The sequence below is a fragment of the Chondromyces apiculatus DSM 436 genome (genome assembly GCF_000601485.1).
GTDB lineage: Bacteria > Myxococcota_A > Polyangia > Polyangiales > Polyangiaceae > Chondromyces > Chondromyces apiculatus.
The window spans coordinates 55,142-76,477 of sequence record NZ_ASRX01000021.1 but is presented as its reverse complement, the minus strand read 5'-3'; the positions used below and the strand labels follow the sequence as shown (position 1 = coordinate 76,477).

Genomic DNA, 21,336 nt, shown 5'->3' with positions numbered 1-21,336 from the left:
CTTCTACCGCGGCATCACGGCTTCGGCGGCTGCGCGTTGAGGGCGCGCAGGTTCTCGTTGAAGCGAGGGATGGCCGCGGTCGGGAGCACGACGAAGGTCGCGCTGTACGAGGCTTTCTCGATCGAGCCCCCGCGCTCGCCGGGGTACGGCTGGAGCATGCCCAGGATGGCGGAGAGACCTCCCGACAGCGTCTTGACGTTGTTGGTGTCGGCAGGGTGCTCGCCGGAGCCGCCGAAGATGGCGATCTCCTCGACCGGTCCCGGCGCGGCTCCGGGCTCGGTGAATTGCACGCGGAGCTTCGCCACGCCGGCCTGCTCGCACTTGCTCCCGGCGGGGCAGCGCTCGTCGCTGATGACCTCAAGGAAGGTGATGCGAACGCCCTCCTTGGAGGTGGCCGACATGCCGTAGGGGACCATGAGGAGCGGCGCGCTCGGCGCAGCGGCGGAGGACTGGGCGGACGGCGCGAGCGCCGCGGCGGAGGCGGCGGCGCTGGGCGACGGAGAGGGTGACGGGGGAGCCGGCGCGCGGTCACACGCGGCGACGAGGAGGAGCAGGGAGAGCCACGTTCGCGACAGGGGCATGACGCCAACCATAGGGCAGATCGGCGCCGGGGAGCGAACGTTGCGGGGCGGCGTCAGCGCAGCTCGCCAGCGCAGCTCGCCAGCGCAGCTCGCCAGCGCAGCTCGTCAGCGCAGCTCGATCGACGTGGCGAGGTCGAGCGCCACCAGCGGGTCGTCGAAGGTGAAGAGAAAGTTCTTCCCGGTGGCCTCCTCCTTCACCGCCATCTTCGTGCGTCCCAGCTCCTTGCTCCCGGAGTCGCGCGCGATCAGGGTGATGTCGCCCGCGAAGGGCTTGTCGAGGATCAGGTAGACCTTCACGGAACGCTTGCGCTTCGCCGCGTCGGGCACCTCCTCGGCGAGGGGCATGGAGGCGCGCTCGATCTTCACCCCGGCGGCGGTGAGCTGCTCGGAGATGGTGGGGGCCAGCTCCACGATGCCCTGCTTCGCGCCCTGGAAGCCTGCCTTCACCACGCCGGTCGCGCCCTTGGCCACCGACTCGCCTGCCTTCTTCCCTTCCCCCTGGAGCCCGTCGCCCACGCCCTTGACGATGCCGGCCTTCTCCTCGGTCATCTCCCGGCCTTTCTCCTCGGCCTCCTGGATGATCTGCTCACGGGTTTTCTTGCAGCCCGTGGAAGAAGCGAGGAGCACGAGCGCGAGGGGAAGGAGAAGGGCCGTCGACTTCATGAGGCCACTCTAGCGGCAACGCCTTCGGCACGGCCAGAGGGGCGAGGCGCGCCATCGCGGGGGTGGCGCCGACCTGGGGGTGAGGTCACCGAGGGGCGGCGGATCTCCAGCAAAGGCTGGAGGATCCGTACCGGCGGGGTGGAGATCGGCGCCGCCGCTGTTCAGCCCTTGGGGCGGCGCGAGAAGACCTGGGCGGTCAGCCCGGCGAAGAGCTGGTCGAGCTCCTCGCGGGAGGCCTTGCGGGCCTTCTCGGCGAAGCCGTAGCCGATCTCCAGCTCGCCCTCGTCGAGGCGCTTCATCACGGCGTCCGCGTAGGTGTCGAGCGGCTCGCCGAAGGTGTGCAGGCCCTTGCCGCCGAGGTCGGTGTTCACGGCCGGCGGGACGATCTCCACGACCTCGATGGGCGTGTCGGCGAGCTGCGCGCGCAGGGACATGGTGAAGGAGTGGAGCGCCGCCTTGGTCGCGCCGTACACGGGCGCGAAGGTCGACGGGACGAAGGCGAGGCCCGAGCTGACGTTGACGAGGGCCGGCCTCTGCTGGCGGATCAGGTGGGGGATCATCAGCGACGAGAGGTGGATGGGCGCCTCCAGGTTGATGGCGATCTCCTGGGCGGCGTCGCGCCACGGCTCGCGGGTCTCGAGGAAGTCCGTCCGGCGCTGGATGCCGGCGTTGTTCACCAGCACGTTGAGATCGGGGAAGTCGCGGGTGACGCGCTCGACGAGGGCGATGCGGTCGGCCTCGGTGGCGACGTCGGTGGCGTAGGTGTGCAGCCCGGGGTGCTGGCTCTTCGCCTCGTCGAGCTTGTCCTGCCTGCGCCCGCAGACGATGACCTTGCTGCCCGCAGCGAGGAAGCGCTGCGCGAACGCCAGCCCGATGCCGCTTCCACCGCCCGTGATGAGCACCGTGTTGCCTGCCAGTTTCATGCGTCGATCCTCGTTTCCATGTGCCGTTCGTGGCGCGCGGGCGTCTGTTCACCAGCGCGAGGGGGCGCATGGTAGTGCTTCGGGCGGGGCTGCGGGAGGTGACGTGAGGCGAGGGGCTGCGGGCTGGTGGGAGGCTGGCGCGGCTCAGGGGACGCAGACGCCGCAAGCGCACGCCCCGGGACCGCACGCGCTCTGTGCGCACGCGGCGCCGGTCGGACAGGGGGTCTGCAGGCACGGCGCCGGGAAGACCGGCGCGTCTCCAGCGCTCGGGTCGAGGCATTCACGGAGGCGGTTGCCACGTTGAACCACCTGTCGCACGCGCACCACGGCACCTGTCATGCGCGCGTGACAGGCGCGCTCGTCTGGGCGCCCGCGCAGGCCTCATCGCAACGGAGAGGGCGTTCGGGGCATCGGTACCTCTACCCACCTCCGGAGAGTTCCCATGACGTACGAAGCTCCCAGGTTCTGTGAAGTGAAGATGGATGCGGAGATCGGGTCGTACCAGAACGACTTCGACGATCGCGGAGACCATGCGCCGGCAGGGGTCACGGCCGAGGCGCAAGGGGCCGGCAGCGAGCGGGTGGCTGGCGCGCCGGAAACCTGACGGGATGCGGCTGCGCATACTCGGCTCGGGCGCGGGCGGAGGGGTGCCGCAGTGGAACTGCGCCTGCGCGAACTGCACCGCGGCGCGGCGCGGCGGGGGGCGGGTCTTGCCCCGCACGCAGGACGGCCTCGCGCTCGGGGTCGGTGAGGGCGACGAGGGCGACTGGTTCCTCGTGAACGCCTCGCCGGACGTGGGGCGGCAGATCGAGGCCACGCCCGCGCTGTGGCCGCGGCTGCGCGAGGGCAGCGCGGGACACACGGGTCGCGAGGGACACATGAGCACCGTGCGCTCGGAGCGGGCGTCGCCGATCCGGGGGGTGGTGCTCACGAACGGGGATCTCGATCACACGCTCGGGCTCTTCTCGCTGCGGGAGAACACGCCGCTCGTGCTCTACGCGACCGAGGCGGTGCGGCGGGGGCTCGTGGAAGGCAACACCCTGTTCCGCACGCTCCAGCGCTTCCCGGAGCAGACCACGTGGCGCACGCTCGCGCTGGGGCAGCCGGTGGATCTCACGGATGCCGCCGGGGCGCCGACGGGGGTGACGGTGACGGCGCGGCCGCTCCCCGGGAAGGTGCCGAAGCACCTGGAGGGCGTGGCGCCGTCCTCGCCCGAGGACAACGTGGGGCTCTGGGTGCGGGACGCGCGGAGCGGGCGGCTGGTGGTGATCGCCACCGCGGCGGCGTCGCTCGGGGACTGGGTGGCGGAGGTCGACGGCGCGGATGCGCTGCTGTTCGACGGGACCTTCTGGTCGAGCGACGAGCTGCCGCGGCTCGGCCTGGGGACGGCGCGGGCCGAGGACATGGCGCACCTGCCGGTGGGCGGCGAGGACGGGAGCCTCGCCAGGCTCGCGGGGGTGCGGGTGGGGCGGCGGATCTACACCCACATCAACAACTCGAACCCCATGCTGGTGGAGGGCTCGGCGGAGCGCCGGGCGGTGAACGCCGCGGGCTGGGAAGTCGCCGAGGACGGGCTGGAGCTACAGGTATGAGCGAGGACGCACCGCTGTCGCGTGAGGCCTTCGTGGAGCGGCTGCGCGCGGAGGGGGCGCGGCGCTACCACGACGGTCACTCCTTCCACCAGCGCATGCACCGCGGGGAGCTGTCGCAGCGCGAGATCCAGGGGTGGGTGATCAACCGCTACTATTACCAGACGCGGATCCCCATCAAGGACGCGCTCCTGCTCTCGAAGAGCGAGGACCCGGGCTTCCGGCGGCTGTGGATCCACCGCATCACGGACCACGACGGGGCGCGCGAGGGCGAGGGGGGCCTGGCGCTGTGGCTGCGGCTCGCGGCAGGGGTCGGGCTCGATCCGGCGGAGGTGGCGGGCCTCGGGCGGGTGGAGCCGCCGGTGAGGTTCGCGTGCGATGCCTACGTGACGCTGGTGCGGGAGCGGAGCCTGCTGGAGGGGGTGGCGTCGTCGCTGACGGAGTTCTTCGCGCCCGACCTGATGAGCCGGAGGGTGGCGGCGTGGGAGGCGCACTATCCCTGGGTGGATCAGGGGACGCTCGACTACTTCAAGAGCCGGGTGACGCGGGCGCGCACCGATTCTCACGAGGCGATCGACTTCGTGACGGCGCACGCGGTGACCCGGGCGCAGCAGGAGGCGTGCGTGGCGGCGCTGGTGAGGAAGTGCGAGATCCTGTGGGCGCTGCTCGACGCGGTGGAAAAGGCGTACCCCCCGGCCGAGAAGAGCGCGCGGGGAGCGTGCCGGGGGTGACGGTCAGTCGCGGGGAGGTGCTGCGGCTCGCGCCCAAGGTGCGGCTCGCGCGGGACCGGGTGACGGGGCGGGCGATGCTGCTCTATCCCGAGCGGGGCCTCGATCTGAGCGCGGTGGCGGCGGCGATCGTGGAGCGGCTCGACGGGCTACGCTCGGTGGAGGGGATCGCGGAGGAGGTCGCGGCCGCCTTCGGGGGAGCGCCGCGCGCGCAGGTGGAGCAGGACGTGGTGGCCTTCCTGGAGGCGCTGGAGGCGCGGGCGCTGGTGGTGAGGGTGACGGGAGGGGGAGGTGCAGGAGAGGCCGGGGCGGGGCACAGAGCGGCCTCCGCGGGGGTGCCACCGGGAAGGCTGGGGAGGGAAGCGGAGCGCGCTGACACGCTGGCGCCAGCGAACAGGGCGGAGCGCGCGGGCACGGACGTCATGGTGGAGCGTCCTTACACGCTCATCGCGGAGCTGACGTACCGCTGTCCGTTGCGCTGTCCGTACTGCTCGAACCCGGTGGCGCTGGACGAGCGCGCGGAGAGTGCGGGCGAGCTGTCGACCGAGGAGTGGCGGCGGGTGTTCGCGGACGCGGTGGGGCTCGGGGTGATGCAGCTCCACCTGACCGGCGGGGAGCCGCTGGCGCGGCGGGACCTGGAGGACCTGGTGCGCGCGGCGCAGGCGCTGGGGCTGTACACGAACCTGATCACCAGCGGGATCCCGCTGACGCGGGAGCGGCTCGCGGCGCTGCGGGAGGCGGGGATCGACAACGTGCAGCTCAGCTTCCAGGACGAGAGCGCGGCGCGGGGCGATCTCATCGGGGGGTACGCGGCCCACGCGCGGAAGCTCACGGTGGCGGGGTGGGTGAAGGCGGAGGGGCTGCCGCTGACGGTGAACGTGGTGCTGCACCGCCGGAACATCGACCACGTGGCGGGGCTCGTGGCGCTGGCAGAGCGGCTCGGGGCGGACCGGCTGGAGCTGGCGAACACGCAGTACCTGGGGTGGGCGCTCGCGAACCGGGGAGCGCTGATGCCCACGCGGGAGCAGCTCGATGCGGCGTTCGCCACGGCGGCGGCGGCGCGGGAGCGGCTGCGGGGGGCGATGGAGATCGTCTACGTGACGCCCGACTACTTCGCGGACCGGCCGCGGGCGTGCATGGAGGGGTGGGCGCGCCGGTACGTGCACGTGACGCCGGCCGGGAAGGTGCTGCCGTGCCACGCGGCGCAGACGCTGCCAGGGCTCGCGTTCGAGGGGGTGCGGGAGAGACCGCTGCCGGAGATCTGGCGGGGCTCGGCGGGGCTCGATGCGTTCCGGGGAGAGGGGTGGATGAAGGAGCCGTGCCGGAGCTGCGACCGGAGAGGGGTCGATTTCGGGGGGTGCCGGTGCCAGGCGTACCACCTGGCGGGGGACGCGGCGGCCGCGGATCCGGCGTGCGCGCTGTCGCCGGACCACGGGCTGATCGAGGCGGCGCGGCTCGGGGGGCGGAGGGGCGGAGACGCGGCGATGGAGAGCGACAGGAGCAGCGCCACGGAGTGTGCAGAGGTGTCGCCGCCGTACCGCTACCGCACCATGCCTGCGCGACGATCGGCCTGAGTCTCCGCCGACGTGCGCGACGAGGGAGGGTCCGAGCCGGAAGACGGCGCGGGCACGGGTTGAAGGTCAGGGGGCGACGATGTCGAGGCGGCGGGTGAGCACGCGCCAGGTGCCCAGGTCGGGGGCGGCGCGGAAGGCGGCGTAGGCGGCGAGGACGGCGCCGGCGTCGGTGACGGCGAGGGAGGGGGTGCCGTCGCGGTGGGCGTCGGAGGTCACGGGGAACCGGGCCTGCACCACGCCGTCGGTGCCGATGAGGGCGCCGGTGACGTCGTCGCTCGCGTCGCCGCAGGCCTTCCAGGCGAGCACGAAGCGCTGGCCGTCGAAGACCAGGCCGTTCGCGCCGAGGTCCACGGCATTGGCGGGGTAGGACTGGGCGTTGTAGGTCGTGGCCGGCGCGGGGCACTCGGGGTGCTCGGCGACGACGAAGGGGTCGGCGTCGAGGAGGATGCCGTCAGGGCTGACGCGGCGGGCGAGGATGCGTGAGGCGCCGGTGGTGATGTCGTGCCAGGCGACGAGGAGGGTGTCGCCGCTCGACGCGACGGCGACGGAGCGGGCCTGGGCGGTGGGCGCGGAGATGGGGAGGAGGCCGCTGAAGTAGTCGCCGTTGAAGATGGACACCACGGCGTTGACGGGGCCGCTGGCGTAGGTGCCGGGGATCCAGGCGACGAGGTGGAAGGGGCCGCCGGCGTGGGCGCTGGCGACGCGGGTGCTGGCGACCGGGGGGAAATCGCCGGGGTAGATGGGGGTACCAGGGACGCCGTCGGGGCCGACCTCGGCGCCGATGGGCATGTCGATCAGGGTGTCGATGAAGGCGTTGACGGTGACGCTGCCGTCGCCGGCCGAGAGGGCGGGCGGGGTGTGGGAGACGTTCTGCAGGTGGAACGGGAAGCTCATGTCGGTGGAGGCGCTCGGCGTGAGGTGCTTGCCGGCGATCTCGCAGTCGAGGAACCCACCGTCCTCGCAGTCCCACCAGGTGACCAGGGTGCTCGCGCCGCTCTGCACGACGCGGGGGAGGCTCTGGCGCTGGTTGCCGATGCCGAGGGGGGTGGCCGCGTCGAGGAGGCTCCCGGAGGGGCTGACGTGGAGGGCGTAGAGGTCCTGGTCGTGCTGCTCGGAGACGTCGCGCTCGTCGCCCCAGGCGAGGACGAAGCTCTCGCCGTCGAAGGCGAGGGCCGGGTCGTGCTGGGCGTTGGCGCTCTGGGAGACGAGGAGGCCCTCGGCGTCGAGCACGGCGCCGGCGGCGGTGAGGCGGGCGCCGTAGATGGACGCGAGGTCGTCGCGGATGCCGCCGTGGCGCTGGTCACTCCACAGGAAGAGGGCGCCGGAGGGGGTGGAGGAGACGGCGGCCTGGGTGGCGTCGTCGGTGAGGGTGACGCCGCCGACAGGGTTGAGGACGGCGCCGCTCGGGTCGAGGCGGCTGTACATCACCCGATCGGGGCCCCCGACGTCGGGGTAGATGCCCGTGCTCCAGGTGATGACGGCGTTCGCGCCGTCGTGGCCCGCGGCGAGGGTGCTGTCTTCGTACTCCCTGGCGCCCACCACCACGCCGGCAGGGTCGAGGAGGACGCCCGCGGGCGTCATGCGGGAGGCCCGCACGTTGGGGCTCTGGGTCTGCATCCAGGCGACGACACAGGCACCGGCCTGGCAGCTCAGGGCCTCGGGGAGGACGGAGAGGCTCGTGGTCTGGGTGATGAGGTTGTTGGCGGGATTCACCACGACCATGCGGCCCGCGGGGCTCGCGTTGTTCCAGGCGATGATGTAGTTCGTGCCGTCGAAGGAGATGCCGGCAGTGTCGCGCATGTGGTCGTCGACGAGGTAGCCGCTGGGATCAAGGTTGGCGCCGGCAGCCGTGATCCGGCTGCGGAAGAGGTAGTTCCGGTTGCTCTGGAAGCTCTGCCAGGCGACGAGGTAATCGGCGCCGTTGGAGGCGACGCCGACGTTGAAGGCGTCGGGGGCGGTGGTGACCGTGGTGCGGCCGAGGATGACGCCGCTGGCGCTGACGCGGACGGCGACGACCTCGTTCGCGCCACTGGCAGGATTGGCGCCGGTGAGGCTGCCATTGCCGGCGCGGCCGACGACGAGGAAGCCATCGCCATTGGAGGCGACGTCGACGGGGCCCGAGAGAGAGAGGGGAATGCCGACCGGGTCGAGGAGCTGCCCACTGGTGGTGACGCGGCTCCCCCAGACGCCGCCGGGGCGGGCGTCGGACCAGGCGACGAAATGGACGGTGCCATTGAAGGCCGCAGCGGGTGACCGCTGGGCGCCGGTGGCGGGGCCGAGGACAGGAGCGTCGAGGCGGCTCTCGGGGCTGACCGCGACGGTGTAGGGCGAGGGGTCGGGAACGAGCGCGGCGGTCTCGCCAGGGTCGGAGGCGGGATCGGCGTCCGACACGGGCGTGTCGATAAGCGCGGGTGTGCCGATGGGCGCGGGCTCGGCGATACGCGCGGGCTCGGCGATACGCGCGGGCTCGGCGATACGCGCGGGCTCGGCGATACGCGCGGGCTTGGCGATACGCGCGGAATCAGGGTCGGCGCGGAGGGCGTCGGAGTGTCCCTCGGCGGCGCAGGCGAGGAGGCAGGTGGCGAGGGCGAGGGGTGCCCCCAGGCGCAGGATGCCAGGCGCAACGCTCACCGCAGTCGTTGCTGTCGGGACGAGGTGGGTTCGGTCCTGGGAGATGCCATGGGTGGGGCTGTGAAGGCGGCGCAGCCAGGGGCTTCGAGAGGTCATGGGAGGGCTCCGGTCGGGAGTGAGACCAGCACGTGGTTGATCTCACACCATCGTCGACCTCACCCGTGCTGTGAAGCCCGTTCGTGGGACCTCAGACGAGGTCCAGGGGAGGTGGTCGCGGTGCTCCGGAGCCTCTCGCTCACCCGGCAGGGGTGCTTGCTGCCGCCGGGGGCTTCGAAGAGGCTCGCTCTGCACACAGCCGGCAGGCGCGGATGCAGGGCGCGTGGTGTCTGCGCGTGGTGTCTGCGCGCGGTGTCTGCGCGCGGTGTCTGCGCGCGGTGTCTGCGCGTGGTGTCTGCGCGCGGTGTCTGCGCGCGGTGTCTACTGGCGGCCGAAGTTCTGGGTCCAGTGGTGCACGTAGGTGGAGCCATCCTTGCGGTAATAGCCGACGCCGAGGTGCTTGAGGGTGGCCTTCATGATGTTCTGGCAATGGCCGACGCTGCCCATCCAGCCATTCACCACGGCCGCCGGGCTGTTGTAGCCGACGGCGATGTTCTCGGCGGCCTGGGTGTAGGCGTAGCCGGCGTCCTCCATGCGGTCCCAGGGCTCGGAGCCGTCGGAGCCGATGTGGTTCATGAAATTGTTGACGCCCATGTCGCGGGAATGCCGCCGGGCCGAACAGCGCAGGCGGTTGTCGACGGCCAAGGCAGGCGCCGGAGGGTACGTGGTTCCACCGCACTTGGCGCCCGCAGCGCGCTTCTGGTTGACCAGGGTGCGCACCTCGTCCTCCCAGGTCTCCCAGGCCGCCTGCCACGCGGGCTGGCCGGCGCAGGCAACGAGCGCGTCGCTGGCCTCGCCAAGCCTCTCCACGGCGTCCGTGTCCTCGGACGCGGAGAGGTCGTCTCCCTGCAGGTCGAGGAGCGTGTCGTCGCCGGTGTCCTCGTCCGAGCCGGGCGCGCCCACGCAGCCGAGGGAGCCGATTGCAGCGAGCAGGATGATCGAGGAGAGCGTGGAGATCGTCTTCATGATGGAAACCCCTCCTGCGCCGCGGGCATGCCGTGAGGGCATTCGTCCATGCGGCGGGGGCGGGAGCCTAGCCTGATTGCGGAGAAATGCCTCTCCTGATGCGAAGATACCGTTGCACCCCGAAAGTTCCTCGAATGACGGGCCATACCGTCCAGCAACGTCGAAGAAGATGCAGCGAGATCTGCGCGCCTCTTCCATGGCTGACAGCGCACCTCGTTCCATGGCTGACAGTGCGGCGCTCCAGGGCGAGCGCCACGCGTCGGGAGATCTGGACATTTCAGGTGATTGAAGTGCTCAATGGCGCTTGCCGTGGGCGCCCGCCCTCTTGCGACGGGCGACCAGGCTGGCAATGCCGAGCGCGAGGAGTGCCGGAGCCATGGGGGTCGTGGAGGTGAGGTCGGTGCGTCCACCGGTCGGCCTGGGCGCGCGCAACGACGCTGCGAGGGGTGCGGGGTCGTGCTCCGGGTCCGGGACGTCGCTGCAGGCAGCGAGCACGGCAGCGAGCAGGAGATACGAGGAGGAGGGGAAACGGTTGGGCCTGTTCCCCGAGAGGAACGGCCGTTGACGATGGGTCAGCATGCCCTCAATCGTACGGGCGCCCACGTGAGCAGAGAGCAAAGGAAGCGAGACCAGGATAAATCCGCCAGGTCGGTTCCGAGGCTGGCCCTCCGGAGGCCGACGCGGGAGGACAGGCCCCGCTCCTTCGCTGGGAGGCAGGCATTTGCCGGGCTTTTGCGGAGGAAAGTGGAGGGGATCGGGGGGTGGAGAGATTAAGTTCGCAAAGTTCGTAGGGAGGCCCCGGGCCGCCACGTCCAAAGAGATGAACCTACCACGCGGCTCCAACGAAGCCGCTGGCTCGAAAGGAAGATCATCCATGAACGCACGTGGTTTTCGGTCGCTCGCCTCCGTCGCTCTCCTCGGCATCGCGTCGGTCATCGCCGCCTGCCAGGGCCAGTCGGGCGCGGATCTGGACGGACCGCAGGTGCAGGAGCAGGGCGCCGCAGTGGAGAGCGCGGCGGCGGACCAGGCGAACGCGAAGGACGACGCGAAGGACGACGCGAAGGACGAGGACGAGGACGCCGAGAAGGGTCCCCGGCACAAGGCGGGGCGCGGTGGGCATCACGGCAAGGGTGGCCCCGCCGGGTTCCTGATGGGCGCGGTCGAGGCGCTGGACCTGTCGGACGCGCAGCGGAGCACGGTCAAGGAGCTGATGGGTGAGCTGCGCGGGAAGGGTGGCCCGGCGCAGGGCAAGGCTGACAAGGGCGGCGCGGCGTTCTCGACGCTGGCCGCAGGGGTGCGGGCGGGGAGCATCGACGAGGCCGCGGTGCTGAAGCAGGTCGGGGAGGCGAAGGGCGAGGACCGGCGCGAGGCGTTCGCGGCGACGCTGCAGAAGCTGCACGCGACGCTCACGCCCGCGCAGCGCCGAGAGCTCGTGGCGACGGTGTCGGAGCGGGCCGCGGAGCACGAGGCGCGGTTCGAGGCGATGCAGGAGCGCAAGGGCGAGGGCGCGCCGCGGCCCGAGGTGGGTCACGGCAAGCGCGGCGGCGTGGAGATGATGCTGCGCGGGGTGACGCTGCGCGACGGGCAGCGGGAGCAGATCGAGAAGGCGCTGGCGAGCGCCGGGATCGGGGACGAGGCGCCCCGCGGCGAGAAGCCCGACATGAAGGCCATGCTCGCCAGCAAGAAGGCCATGCTCGACGCCTTCGCGGCCGACACGTTCGACGCCAAGGCCGCGCTCTCGGCGCTGCCCGCGGGTGGCGGCAAGGGCGAGGGCGGGCGCGAGGCGCACCTGCAGCGGATGGTGGCGTCGCTCAAGGTGGTGGTCCCGCTCCTCGACGAGGCGCAGCGGAACGAGCTGGCCGATCGGCTGGAGCGCGGCCCGATGCAGGGCGGGATGAAGCGCGGCCGCGGGGCGCACCGGTTCGACGGGGATCGCCGTGGCGGAGCGTCGCGGCGCGCGGATGGGGCGCGGCGCGAGGGCGGCGAGCGGCGGGGCAGTGAGGTGCGGCGGCCGGACGGCGCGCGACGCGCCCCGAGCGGGATGCTGTGATGCTGGCGCGCGCGGGGAGCCTGCAGGAGGGATTCATCCGGTGAGCATCGACCTGCGGCTCCTCGCGGCGCGCGTGGCGCGCGGTGACGCCTCTGCGTTTCGCCAGATCGTGGACCACACCCGCGCGCCGCTCTACCGGCTCGCGGCCCGCATGCTGGGGAACCTGGCGGACGCGGAGGACGTGCTCCAGGAGGCGTACGTGAACGCCTTCCGGGGCCTGAGCGAGGGGCGCTACGACGGCCGCTCCAAGCTGGAGACGTACCTGCACCGCATCGTGGTGAACGCCTCGACGGACGCGCTGCGCAAGCGGCGGGAGTCGCCGAAAGAGGTGGCGCGCGAGCCTCGCTTCGACGGGCGGGTCCCGGCCGAGGCGCGGCTCGCGCTGCGTGAGCTGGACGCGCTGCTGCAGGCGCTGGCGCCGCAGGACAGGGCGGCGCTGGTCCTGGTGTCGCTGGAGGGGATGTCGGCCAGGGAGGCCGGCGAGGTCCTGGGGTGCTCGGAGGGCGCCATCGAGCAGCGCCTGGTGCGGGCACGCGCAGCCCTGCGGCAGGGGCACGGCGAGGAGGTCCGAGATGGCTGACGATTCCGACGCAAAGCTCCTGAGGCTCGGGCAAGCGACCGAGGGGCTCGCTCCCTCCGAGGAGATCTCCGAGGCGGTGATGCGCGCCGTCATGGGCGCGGGCAGCGGGGCAGGCGAGGTGGGGGACGAGGGCGGGGACGAGGCCGACGAGGCGCTGGCGCGGCTCGGGCGCGCGACGGGAGCGCTCGTGCCGGACGACGGGTTCACCGAGGCGCTGATGGCGGCCGTCGGGGCGGGGGCCGGCGGCGTGGAGGCTGACCCGCTGGGGCGTCTGGGGCAGGCGACGGAAGTCCTGGAACCCGACGCTTCGTTCTCGGATGCCGTGATGCGCGCCATCGAGGCCGAGGCGCGTCCCAGGGGCGCCGAGTCGTGGATGGACGGGGTGGCGCGCTCGGGGCGCCTCGGGGTGCTCCTCGCAGCGGTGGCGGCCGCGGCGTGCGTGCTCGTCTCGTTCCAGGACGCGCGGGCGCTCGACATGGAAGCGCTCGCCACCATCGATGCCGTGGAGGTGAGCGAATGAGCCCGCAGCTCAAGCCCATCGCGGTCCTGGTCACGGTCTTCGTGCTGGGTGGTGTGTCGGGCGCCGGGGTGACCCACCTGGCCGCGACGCGGCACCTGCGGGCGACGGTGGAGGGACCTCCCGGGGAGGCGCGCATGCGCATGCGGCTCGCGGCCATGCAGCGCCGCCTCGACCTCGACGGAGACCAGGTGCAGCACATCAACACCATCCTGCGCGAGAGCGAGGCAGAGCGCGACAGGCGCATGGCGGCGTGCCACCCGGCCCTCGAGGAGATCCGCAGCGAGACCGACGCGAAGATCCTGGAGGTGCTGCGCCCCGAGCAGCGCGCGGCGTACGAGTCGCTCGACCGAACCAGGGGCCGGCACCGGGGCCCTCCAGGGCCTCCACGGCACTGACAGGGATCAGGACTTCGGGAACTTGCGGTACAGGCCGCCCTTGATGGGCTGCCGCACGGGGGTGCGCGCAGGAGGGGGCGGCGCCTCGGGGGGAGGGGCATCCTGCCGCCAGGGGCCAGGGTTCTCGGCATCCGCGCGAGGCGCCTCTTCCAGCGCTGCGGCGGGAGGAGGCGGCGGGGTAGAGGCGATGCGCTCCGGCGTGGGGGTCTCCGGCGCGGCGGAGGGCTGCGCTGGGAGGCGTGGGGCCGCGAGGGTGGGCGGGTCCTCCGACAGCGGTGCCGCCCCGCGATCAGGCGCGGCGAGCGTGGGTGGCTCCTCGGGTACCGGCACTTCCCCGCGCGCCTCCCCGCGATCGGGCGTGGCGAGCGTGGGTGGCTCTTCCGACACAGGGGCCTCGCTCCGCTCGGTCGCGGCGAGCATCTGAGGCGCGATGGGCTCCGCGCTCACCATGAACGCAGGCTCCTGAACGAGCAGGGATCGCTCCGGTGACGGGAAGCGGGAGGCGTCGAGGACAGGCAAGGCCGCGACGGGGCTCAGGTGCCCGAGCGCCATGAGCTGTCCGATCGTGGCATGTACGGGCTCAGGTGCAGGCGCAGGCGCGGGCGCAGCGGCCGCGGCGAGGTCCATGGTGGCATTGAGGGGGACGTTCAGGCGCGGTGGTATCACTGCATGCTCGGGTGACCACGGCGCACCGGGCAGGGCCGCGGTTCCCCGCGAAGGCGCGTGCGGCTCGGGCGATTCCTGGTGCTGGAAAGGCAAGGGGTCGCGCTGCGCAGTCTCCGCGAGCATGGTGTCGAGCGGCAGCGACACCGTGAGCTGGGCTCGGATCGGGTGGGCTGGCACCACGCCGATCGGGACCTCTCCCGGGGGGATTCCGCCGGACGGCACGGCGCCCAGGGACTCCGCGCGAGGAGGCGCGGGGTCGGCGCCGGGAGCCGCGCTCGCCCCGTCCAGCACGAGAGTCCGCTCCATGCGCAGCAGGTTCGGGGTCGTGGCAGGCAGCGGGACCTTGACCTCGACCACCTCCAGATCGCTGTCGTCGATCTCCATGGTGGACATGACCGCCGCGCGGCCGAGCGGCGCACCCAGCGCCACCTTCGGCGCCGCCACCACGTCCGGCCATGCGACCGGAGCGCCGTGCAGCTCCACGCCGGCCGCGAGCCGCAGCTCCGCGAGCGGGACCTCCGCCGGCACCGGTATGCCAGCACGGAAGGTGACGGTGCATCGCTCGGCGTCGGCGTCGATGTAGAGGGTGTCGGCCCGCAAGAGCAGCGGCGTCTCCGCGCCCAGGCCGTACAGCCGCGCGGATGCGCGCACGCCGGGGAGCTGAGCCTCGATCCGCGGCCGTGTCGCGTGGACCCCCTCCAGGATCAGCCACTCGTCGCCCGCGAGATCGTGGAGCTGCTGGTCGCGCGGCGCCGCCTGGAAGTACGCCCAGTCGAACCCCTCGTCGATCTCTGGCGGGGTCGTGTCCACGGCGCGGCGCTGCTCCAGGGTGAGCAGGCGCCGGCGCACCGGCCAGGTCTCCGAGATGGGCCCGAAGCCCGCGGTCTGCATCGGCCGCGCCGGGTCGACGAGGTTCGGGGGATGCGCCGCAGCGCCAACGCCCTTCCCGAGCGGGTTCTCCGCGTGCCCGTTGCCGCCGAACGCGTGCTCGTAGGTGAGCGGCATCCGCGCGAAGGGGGCGATGCCGTGGTTCCCCTGGTCGCCGACCACCTCGAGCACCTTGTCGAGGAGAGGGCCACCACGGTGCACGCAGAGGCGCACCTTCAGGCGCTGCGTGGGCGTGCCTCCCGGCGCGCACGCATGCCCCACGAGGAGCACATCCACGCGCTGTCGGTGGGGGGCGAAGTCGCTGGTCGCCACCACGCTCAGGGAAGGGTCATGGTGGTGGTGAATCTCCTGCTCCACGAGAGGAGAGGGAGCAATGGCCGGCATCGGCCCGTCGTGCGCGAAGGAGAAGGTCGCCTTGACGATGGCGGTGACCCGGGCCCGCCCCCGCTCACGCCAGAAGGTGGCTGCGCACGCGACGGGACCGACCGGGACCACGGAGAGGCGCGCGGGCTGGGTCACCCTCGGGTTGTATCATGGGGACAGGAGCGGGGCAGAAGCAGGACAAGCGCGGCGCCGGGAGCGGGGCCGTGGACGGTCGGCGTTTGCTGCTGATAGCGTCCAGGGACGATGCAAGAGGACCGCATTCCCGTCCGCATCTCCCTCGACTCGCCCGATTTCTCCTGTGACCACGTGCAGGTGCGCGAGGTGCAGGGCAAGGAAGCCATCGGCCGGCTGTTCTCGTTCGACGTGGAGATCGTGTGCATCGAGGACACAGAGATCCCCGTCGAGCAGATGCTCGGCGCCAGCGCCTCTCTGGTCTTCCTCATCGACGGCGTCGAGCAGCGCACCCTTCACGGCATGATCGCCGCCGTCGAGGACCGGCTGGACGCTCCGGGTCCCTTCCACCATTACCGCCTCCGCCTCGTGCCGCGCCTCCACCGCGCGACCCTCATCGAGACGCAGGAGGTCTTCCTGAACACCAGCGTGCCCGATCTCATCCGGCAGAAGCTGACGCTCGTGGGTCTCGCGGGCGCCGATGTGGAGATGCGTCTCTTCGGCACCTATCCGGAGCGAGAGATGATCGTCCAGTACAAGGAGACCGATCTCGCCTTCATCTCCCGCCTCGTCGAGCACCTCGGCATCTCGTTCTTCTTCGAGCACGGCAGCGGCCGCGATGTCCTCGTCTTCACCGACGGGCAGCAGGGCTTCGCGCCCCTGCCGGCGAAGGAGACGGTGACCTACCGGCCGCGCGGCGAGCAGATCGACCTGTTCGAGCTGAGCGCGCGCGCCGAGGTGCTCCCGGCGTCGTACGTGATGCAAGAGTACAACTACCGGACCCCGCAGCTCGACCTCACCTCGTCGCACGAGTCGCCCGCCGGGTTCGCGGGCGGCGTCGTGGAGTACGGCGCCCACTTCAAGACCCCGGAGGAGGGCCAGCACCTCGCGCAGCTCCGCGCCGAGGAGCGCGCGTCGCGAGGGACCTACTACGTGGGCAGGAGCGACGAGTGCCGCTTCATCCCGGGGGCCACCTTCAAGATCGATGGTCACCCGCGCCTCGACGGCACCTCGTTCCTCGTGGTGGAGGTGGAGCACCACGCCGTGCAGCCCGTGGCCATCGTCGACAGCGATGGGCGCGAGCACGAGTACCGCAACACCCTCCGCCTGAACCTCGCCGACAAGCCGTACCGCCCCACCCGGGCGACCCAGCGTCCCCGTATTCACGGTGTGGTCACCGCGGTGGTCGAGCCGGAGGCCGACGGCGAGATCGGCAAGATGGCCCAGCTCGACGAGCAGGGGCGCTACACCGTGCGCTTCACCTTCGACAGCAGCGACGTCGGCGCGCGCAAGCTCTCGTCCCGACCCATCCGGATGATCCAGCCCCACGCCGGGCCCAACTACGGGCACCACTTCCCGCTCAAGCCGGGGATCGAGGTGCTCATGGTCTTCCTGGATGGTGATCCCGATCGGCCCCTCATCCTCGGCTCGGTGCCCAACCCCATCACCCCGTCGCCGGTGACGCGCGAGGTGAACCTGATGCACCGGATCGAGACCTCCACGGGCATCATCATCGAGATGCGCGACGCTCCCCCCCGGGGCTGATGCTGCCCGTCGGGGGGTGGCGCCGAGGGTGCGGGGAGCCTGGTCTCAGGCGCGCTGGACGCGCTGAGTGCGCTGGCCACGCTGGCCGCGCTGACCAGGGTGGTGGGCGTGGCTCAGGGGATCGCGGCGGCGAGCTTCGCGATGTCGGGCGAACCCCAGCCGGTGGGGTAGTCCCAGCCTGGCCCCGCGCTGAAGAAGGGCGTCGCGCCCTCAGTCATGTCCCGGAACGCGGCCTGCACCTTCGCGTCCCGGTAGAGCAGCGGGTTCAGGAGGCCCACCGGGGGCAGCCCGCGCGCGCGCCGCTCGCTGTTCAGGCAGGTGATCATCCCGGCGAACGCCGGGGTGGCGAGCGAGGTCCCGCCGACCTTGGACCACTCGGAGAGGTAGTAGACGATGTACGGGTGGTCCGGCGAGGCGTTGAGGGCGACATCGACCACGGCGCGCATGCCGGTGCTGTCGGGCACGACGCCCTCCTGCCACGAGGGGCGCCGCATCGAGAGCGACGGCCCTGACCCCGAGCGATCCCAGGCCACCTCGCCGAGCCGCTGCCCGTTCTCGTCCAGCGAGAGGACCGTGCCGCCGATGGCGGTCACGTAGGCGCTCGACGAGGGCGTGTCCGTCTCGGCGGAGTTGCCCGAGGCGACGACCACCGTGATGCCCATCGCCGCCGCCTGCATCGCCGCCATGTTGTACTGCTCCCGCACCGGCGCCGGCTCCGCGTCCTCGCGGCGCGCGAAGGAGTTCGAGACCACCGAGACCTCGCCGCGCGCGATCATCTCGTTGAAGGCGTAGATGAGCGAGGTGTTCCGGGCGTCCGCCCCCTGGTAGACGGTGAGGTCCGCCTCGGGCGCGAGGCCGCCGGCCCACTCCACGTCGATGGTGGTCTCCAGGTAGCGGATCGAGGGATCCTCGCCGAGGTTCACCACCTCCGGCGCGGCGCGGGTGACGCCCATGGAGGTCCAGAACGACTGGAGGTCCCGGAAGAGGAACGTCGCCCCCACGAAGATCCCGAGCTTCTCCCCGGCGCCCTTGTGGCCGGCGGCGTGGAGCTCGGTCAGGTTGTAGGCCCCGGCAAGCTCGGTGAGGGTGTGGGAGGCCGCGTCGTCCGGCGGCGCCTCGGTGACCACGTCGTCACCCTCGTTCTGGAGCGGCGTGGTGTCGGCTGGTTCGTCGGCCGTGACCACCGCGAGCATGCGCTCGGCGATCTGCTGAGGGACGCGCAGCGCAGCGCCCTTCACCAGGCCGTAGGAGTAGACCATCGACCCGCCGGTGTGGTTCTCGCGCCCCATGGAGCGCAGCTCCGTCGTGAAGGCGGTGTTGAACGTACCGACCGTGCCGCTCACCTGAAGGATCAGGCGGTTCGAGGCCTTGCGGTCGACCGAGAAGCCCTGCTCCTCGAGCCATGAGGCGACCTCCTCCACGTCCTCGGCGGCGGGCGCATACTGCGCGTTCCAGTCGTCGGGCGACATGTAGTCGCGGAACTCGGCGCTCTCCGGGTCGTACATGCGATCGATGCGCTGTACGAGTCCCTGACGATCGCGGACGTCGAAGCCGACGAGCACCCGGAGTGCGTCGTCGTCCTCGGCCGCGCCGAAGTCGAAGTACACGCCCTCCATCGGGCGCGGCAGGCCATCGGCCAGCGTCGTGAGATCACCATCGCCGCCACAGCCGATGGCGGCAGCGCCGAGCGCCGCGGTGAGGCCGAGGCAGACGGCGCGGGACAGACCAGCACGTGCGATGCGGGAAAACGGTCGAGCCATGGGGGAACCCCTCCAGATACACGCGCTGCTGGGGTGCAGCGCGCTTTGTCGCGGTGAGACCTTCGCGAGAAGGTACGATGTCCCACCCAGGCTACGCCCCCTCGCCCGCTGATCACAACCCCTGCCGGTCAGGAGAGGAGCGCGTTCCAGTCGAGGAGGTCGACCTGGTCCTCGGCGAGCCGGTAGTCGACCACCTCGCGCATGCCCAGCCTGTCCCCGCCCACCTGGAACGGAACGGGCCTGGAGAACACCGCGCGGCACCGCGTCACCAGCCAGTTGTGCATCTTCGGCATGGGGTGCTCGCCGCGCCACAGGCGGGGGATCCGCAGCGTCGCTTCGCCGGCCCCTGCGCTGTAGATGCGCAGGTGCATGCGCCGGGGCACCAGGGTCGCGAAGGGGAACGCGCGGAACCCGAAGCCCCACTCCGGGGCAGTGCCAGCACCGCACACGCTCGCCGGACCGCGGTAGAGCACGGCGCCGTGCTCCCCGCCCAGGAGCGGGATGGCGCGTCCCTCGTCGTCCACCGTGAGCGCGTCAGCCCCCGTGTTGGTGATCTCCACCTCCACCCGCTCCCGCGCCAGGTTCCTCGGGATGGTCCGCAGGAACAGGCCCTGCAAATACCCCGCGACCCCCTGGCGGTAGCGCGACGGGAGGATGCCTGGCCCCGACTTCTGCGCGTTGAAGTCGTCGATCAGCTCTGCGTCCCAGCCGGTGCCGGCGAAGGGTCCGACCAGTCCCTCCACCTCGACCAGGCCGAAGCGGCGCCGCGGCAAGGTGTGCGGCTCCTGCCGCGCCAGGGTGCCCAGCTCCGCGATGGCCTTGCGCCAGCGAGGCGCCCCCACCGCGTTCGCCCAGCCATTCCCCGTGCCCAGCGGGAGGAGGCCCAGCGCCGCCGCGCCGGGCAGCTCCGCCTTCCCCGCAGAGGCCCGCAGCGTGTTCAGCAGCGCGAGCGCCGTGCCGTCTCCGCCGGCCGAGACCACCAGCTCTGGCGGCGCGTCGCGCAGCTCCGCCGTGAACCGCTCGAGATCGCCAAGGGAGCGCGACATCAGGATCCGCGCCGAGGGCAGCTCCGCTTCACAGGCACGGGCCACGCGCTCGCTGCCGCGCCGTGCCTGGAGGTTCACCATGACCGCGATGTCCACGTTTCTGTCGGGAAACCTAGGGTCTCGATCCCCGCAAGCCCCGTCATGTTCGTGTCACGAACGGCAGTGCAGGACGCACGTATCTGCGACGCAACGCCGTCGACGCGGCGTGACATGTGCAGCGCGCAGTGCGTCAGGATCACGTGCTTCCGGCATCCTCGATCCAGCACCGCGGGCGTGTGCACGGCAAACACACCGCGAACGCACGACCGCACCCGCGAGCATCACTCCGAACGTTCAGGCTTCATGGCGCAGGCAGAGGCCTGGGCATGGCTGCCCTCCAGGATCACCCGGAAGAGGCGCTCGGCCAGGTCGCCGGGGACGCCGAGCGCTTCGGCGAGCGCGCGGCGCTGGGCGAGCAGCGCGCTCTCGCGCTCCGGATCGAGGAGCGGAAGCGCCTGCCGGAGCTTGACCTCGAAGAGGGCCTCCACGACGGCGCGGCGCTGGGCGATCAGCTCGAGCAGCGCCCGGTCGAGGCGGTCGAGGGTGTCGCGCGAGGCGAGGAGATCGGGGGCGTGGGTCGAGGGATCGTCCATGAGCACGGAGGGTTCCTGGGGAGAGCGCTCGCGGAACCTGGCGGGACTTCCCTGGTGCGTCAACGATCACCCGACCGGCGTACGCACGGATGTTCGCCTATCCTGGAGGGGTGGAGCGCGGCGCGTGACCTGTGAGACCCGAAGGCGACCGGGCGCCGCGCAGGCCGGCGCGCTGGCGCTCGCGCTGATGGGATGCAGCAGCCAGGCCTCGACGCGCGAGGGGGTGCCGGTAACCGTGGTGTCGATCGCGCCCCTCCCTGCGCCCGCGGAGCCGTCCTCGCAGCAGGCGCCCGCGGCACCCGCGAAGCCTCCGGAGCGCTTCACGCTCGCGGCGGAGGGGCGCTTCGTGCAGCTTCTGCCTTTCGATGGCGGCGCGTTGCTCGTGGGTCTGCCCGGAGACGCGCAGGCCGTGGTCGGGCTGGTGGGCCCACGGGCGGGTCACCGCCCCCGAGGCGGCCATGCTCACCGGGCTCGACGTGCAGGGGGGCGTGATCGAGGGCGTGCGCGGGGTGGGGTTTCCCGACGAGGTCCTGCTGACGAGCCGCCCGTTCGACAGGTGGGGGCCGGTCGATGCCGTCGACGTGCACCGCTTCGTGGGAGACCGCTGGGTGAAGGTGCACGGCGGGCAGCGCCACGCGCAGGTGCTGGACGCGGTGCCCTTCGGCGAGGGCGGGCTCCTCGTCGAGCGGCGCGACAAGCCCGCCCGGGAGGAGCGCTCGCGACGCTCGGGAGCACGCCATACCAGCCTGCGCTCGCGCCTCCCGGAGGGGGAGCGACGGGGCCCGGCTCCAGCCGCGCCACCTGCACGTCGAGGCTCTTGCCCACCTCGGCGCGGGTGGGGCCTCGGATCGCGTGTGGACCGCCAGCGATGGGTCGCCCCGTCACGCCTTCATCCGCCCATGGGGACGGCCGGATCCGCCGGCCCTCCCTTGCACCAGATACTGTAAG

General features: G+C 72.0%; 20 protein-coding genes and 1 pseudogene. 11 read left to right on the top strand and 10 right to left on the bottom strand.

All coding sequences use genetic code 11. The features are described 5' to 3' along the window. Window positions 1-14: 14 nt before the first annotated feature. The 3 genes from CAP_RS15615 to CAP_RS15605 form a co-directional block, all read right to left on the bottom strand. A complete protein-coding gene (locus tag CAP_RS15615; RefSeq protein WP_044241374.1) occupies window positions 15-581 on the bottom strand; it encodes a hypothetical protein in 567 nt (188 codons plus the stop codon). Between the two features lie 105 nt (window positions 582-686). Continuing rightward, a complete protein-coding gene (locus CAP_RS15610) occupies window positions 687-1,244 on the bottom strand; it encodes a hypothetical protein (protein ID WP_044241372.1) in 558 nt (185 codons plus the stop codon). 161 nt (window positions 1,245-1,405) lie between these two features. Then, window positions 1,406-2,167: an SDR family oxidoreductase gene (locus CAP_RS15605; RefSeq protein WP_044241370.1), complete on the bottom strand. Its 762-nt coding sequence runs from the start codon at window positions 2,165-2,167 to the stop codon at window positions 1,406-1,408. A 442-nt stretch (window positions 2,168-2,609) separates the two neighbouring features. Here CAP_RS15605 and CAP_RS50430 point away from each other — a divergent pair, with 442 nt between their 5' ends. From CAP_RS50430 to pqqE, 5 genes and pseudogenes are all read left to right on the top strand, one after another. Further along, a complete protein-coding gene (locus CAP_RS50430; RefSeq protein WP_156040844.1) occupies window positions 2,610-2,771 on the top strand; it encodes a hypothetical protein in 162 nt (53 codons plus the stop codon). Window positions 2,772-2,775: 4 nt separating this feature from the next. Next, window positions 2,776-3,759 (top strand): pyrroloquinoline quinone biosynthesis protein PqqB, encoded by a 984-nt coding sequence (gene pqqB / locus CAP_RS15600; protein WP_044241369.1) that lies wholly within the window; start codon window positions 2,776-2,778, stop codon window positions 3,757-3,759. Continuing rightward, window positions 3,756-4,487, top strand: coding sequence for a pyrroloquinoline-quinone synthase PqqC (pqqC, locus tag CAP_RS15595; protein ID WP_044241367.1), 732 nt, complete (start codon window positions 3,756-3,758; stop codon window positions 4,485-4,487). Before pqqB ends, pqqC begins: the two co-directional genes overlap by 4 nt. Before the next feature lie 74 nt (window positions 4,488-4,561). Continuing rightward, window positions 4,562-4,693 (top strand): annotated as a pseudogene (locus CAP_RS55755) (PqqD family peptide modification chaperone); the annotation flags it as partial. Between the two features lie 213 nt (window positions 4,694-4,906). Next, window positions 4,907-6,058 carry a pyrroloquinoline quinone biosynthesis protein PqqE gene (pqqE, locus tag CAP_RS47075; protein ID WP_370865980.1) on the top strand — a complete coding sequence of 384 codons (1,152 nt, stop codon included), beginning with the start codon at window positions 4,907-4,909 and terminating at the stop codon, window positions 6,056-6,058. A gap of 66 nt (window positions 6,059-6,124) precedes the next feature. Here the strand turns inward: pqqE and CAP_RS15585 are convergent, their stop codons facing one another. From CAP_RS15585 to CAP_RS15575, 3 genes are all read right to left on the bottom strand, one after another. Then, window positions 6,125-8,689, bottom strand: coding sequence for a hypothetical protein (locus tag CAP_RS15585; protein WP_044241365.1), 2,565 nt, complete (start codon window positions 8,687-8,689; stop codon window positions 6,125-6,127). A gap of 417 nt (window positions 8,690-9,106) precedes the next feature. Beyond that, a complete protein-coding gene (locus CAP_RS15580) occupies window positions 9,107-9,751 on the bottom strand; it encodes a CAP domain-containing protein (protein WP_052375338.1) in 645 nt (214 codons plus the stop codon). Between the two features lie 294 nt (window positions 9,752-10,045). Further along, entirely contained in the window at window positions 10,046-10,330 is a 285-nt protein-coding gene (locus CAP_RS15575; protein WP_044241363.1) for a hypothetical protein, read from the bottom strand. 295 nt (window positions 10,331-10,625) lie between these two features. Between CAP_RS15575 and CAP_RS15570 the strand changes: the two genes are divergently transcribed. The 4 genes from CAP_RS15570 to CAP_RS15555 are packed head-to-tail and all read left to right on the top strand — an operon-like array spanning window position 10,626 to window position 13,296. After that, entirely contained in the window at window positions 10,626-11,801 is a 1,176-nt protein-coding gene (locus CAP_RS15570; RefSeq protein WP_052375337.1) for a Spy/CpxP family protein refolding chaperone, read from the top strand. 40 nt (window positions 11,802-11,841) lie between these two features. Then, the gene (locus CAP_RS15565; protein WP_231511495.1) at window positions 11,842-12,381 is read left to right on the top strand and encodes an RNA polymerase sigma factor; all 540 of its coding nucleotides are present in this window, start codon (window positions 11,842-11,844) and stop codon (window positions 12,379-12,381) included. Next, entirely contained in the window at window positions 12,374-12,901 is a 528-nt protein-coding gene (locus CAP_RS15560; RefSeq protein ID WP_052375336.1) for a hypothetical protein, read from the top strand. The genes CAP_RS15565 and CAP_RS15560 overlap by 8 nt, the downstream gene beginning before the upstream one ends. Beyond that, window positions 12,898-13,296, top strand: a complete 399-nt coding sequence (locus CAP_RS15555; RefSeq protein WP_044241362.1) for a hypothetical protein — start codon at window positions 12,898-12,900, stop codon at window positions 13,294-13,296. Before CAP_RS15560 ends, CAP_RS15555 begins: the two co-directional genes overlap by 4 nt. Before the next feature lie 6 nt (window positions 13,297-13,302). Here CAP_RS15555 and CAP_RS44690 read toward each other — a convergent pair whose 3' ends face one another. Next, window positions 13,303-15,369 (bottom strand): DUF2169 family type VI secretion system accessory protein, encoded by a 2,067-nt coding sequence (locus tag CAP_RS44690; protein ID WP_052375335.1) that lies wholly within the window; start codon window positions 15,367-15,369, stop codon window positions 13,303-13,305. Window positions 15,370-15,477: 108 nt separating this feature from the next. Here CAP_RS44690 and CAP_RS15545 point away from each other — a divergent pair, with 108 nt between their 5' ends. Next, a complete protein-coding gene (locus CAP_RS15545) occupies window positions 15,478-16,950 on the top strand; it encodes a type VI secretion system Vgr family protein (protein ID WP_044241360.1) in 1,473 nt (490 codons plus the stop codon). A 113-nt stretch (window positions 16,951-17,063) separates the two neighbouring features. Here the strand turns inward: CAP_RS15545 and CAP_RS15540 are convergent, their stop codons facing one another. From CAP_RS15540 to CAP_RS15530, 3 genes are all read right to left on the bottom strand, one after another. Further along, window positions 17,064-18,710, bottom strand: coding sequence for a S53 family peptidase (locus tag CAP_RS15540; RefSeq protein WP_081864921.1), 1,647 nt, complete (start codon window positions 18,708-18,710; stop codon window positions 17,064-17,066). 128 nt (window positions 18,711-18,838) lie between these two features. Further along, window positions 18,839-19,852: a diacylglycerol/lipid kinase family protein gene (locus CAP_RS15535; RefSeq protein WP_044241358.1), complete on the bottom strand. Its 1,014-nt coding sequence runs from the start codon at window positions 19,850-19,852 to the stop codon at window positions 18,839-18,841. A gap of 224 nt (window positions 19,853-20,076) precedes the next feature. After that, a complete protein-coding gene (locus CAP_RS15530) occupies window positions 20,077-20,388 on the bottom strand; it encodes a chorismate mutase (protein WP_044241356.1) in 312 nt (103 codons plus the stop codon). Window positions 20,389-20,753: 365 nt separating this feature from the next. On the opposite strand from CAP_RS15530, the gene CAP_RS15525 reads away from it, so the two are divergent. Beyond that, complete coding sequence (locus CAP_RS15525; protein WP_156040843.1) at window positions 20,754-21,335, top strand: hypothetical protein; 582 nt, start codon at window positions 20,754-20,756, stop codon at window positions 21,333-21,335. The last annotated feature ends 1 nt before the right edge of the window (window position 21,336 follow it).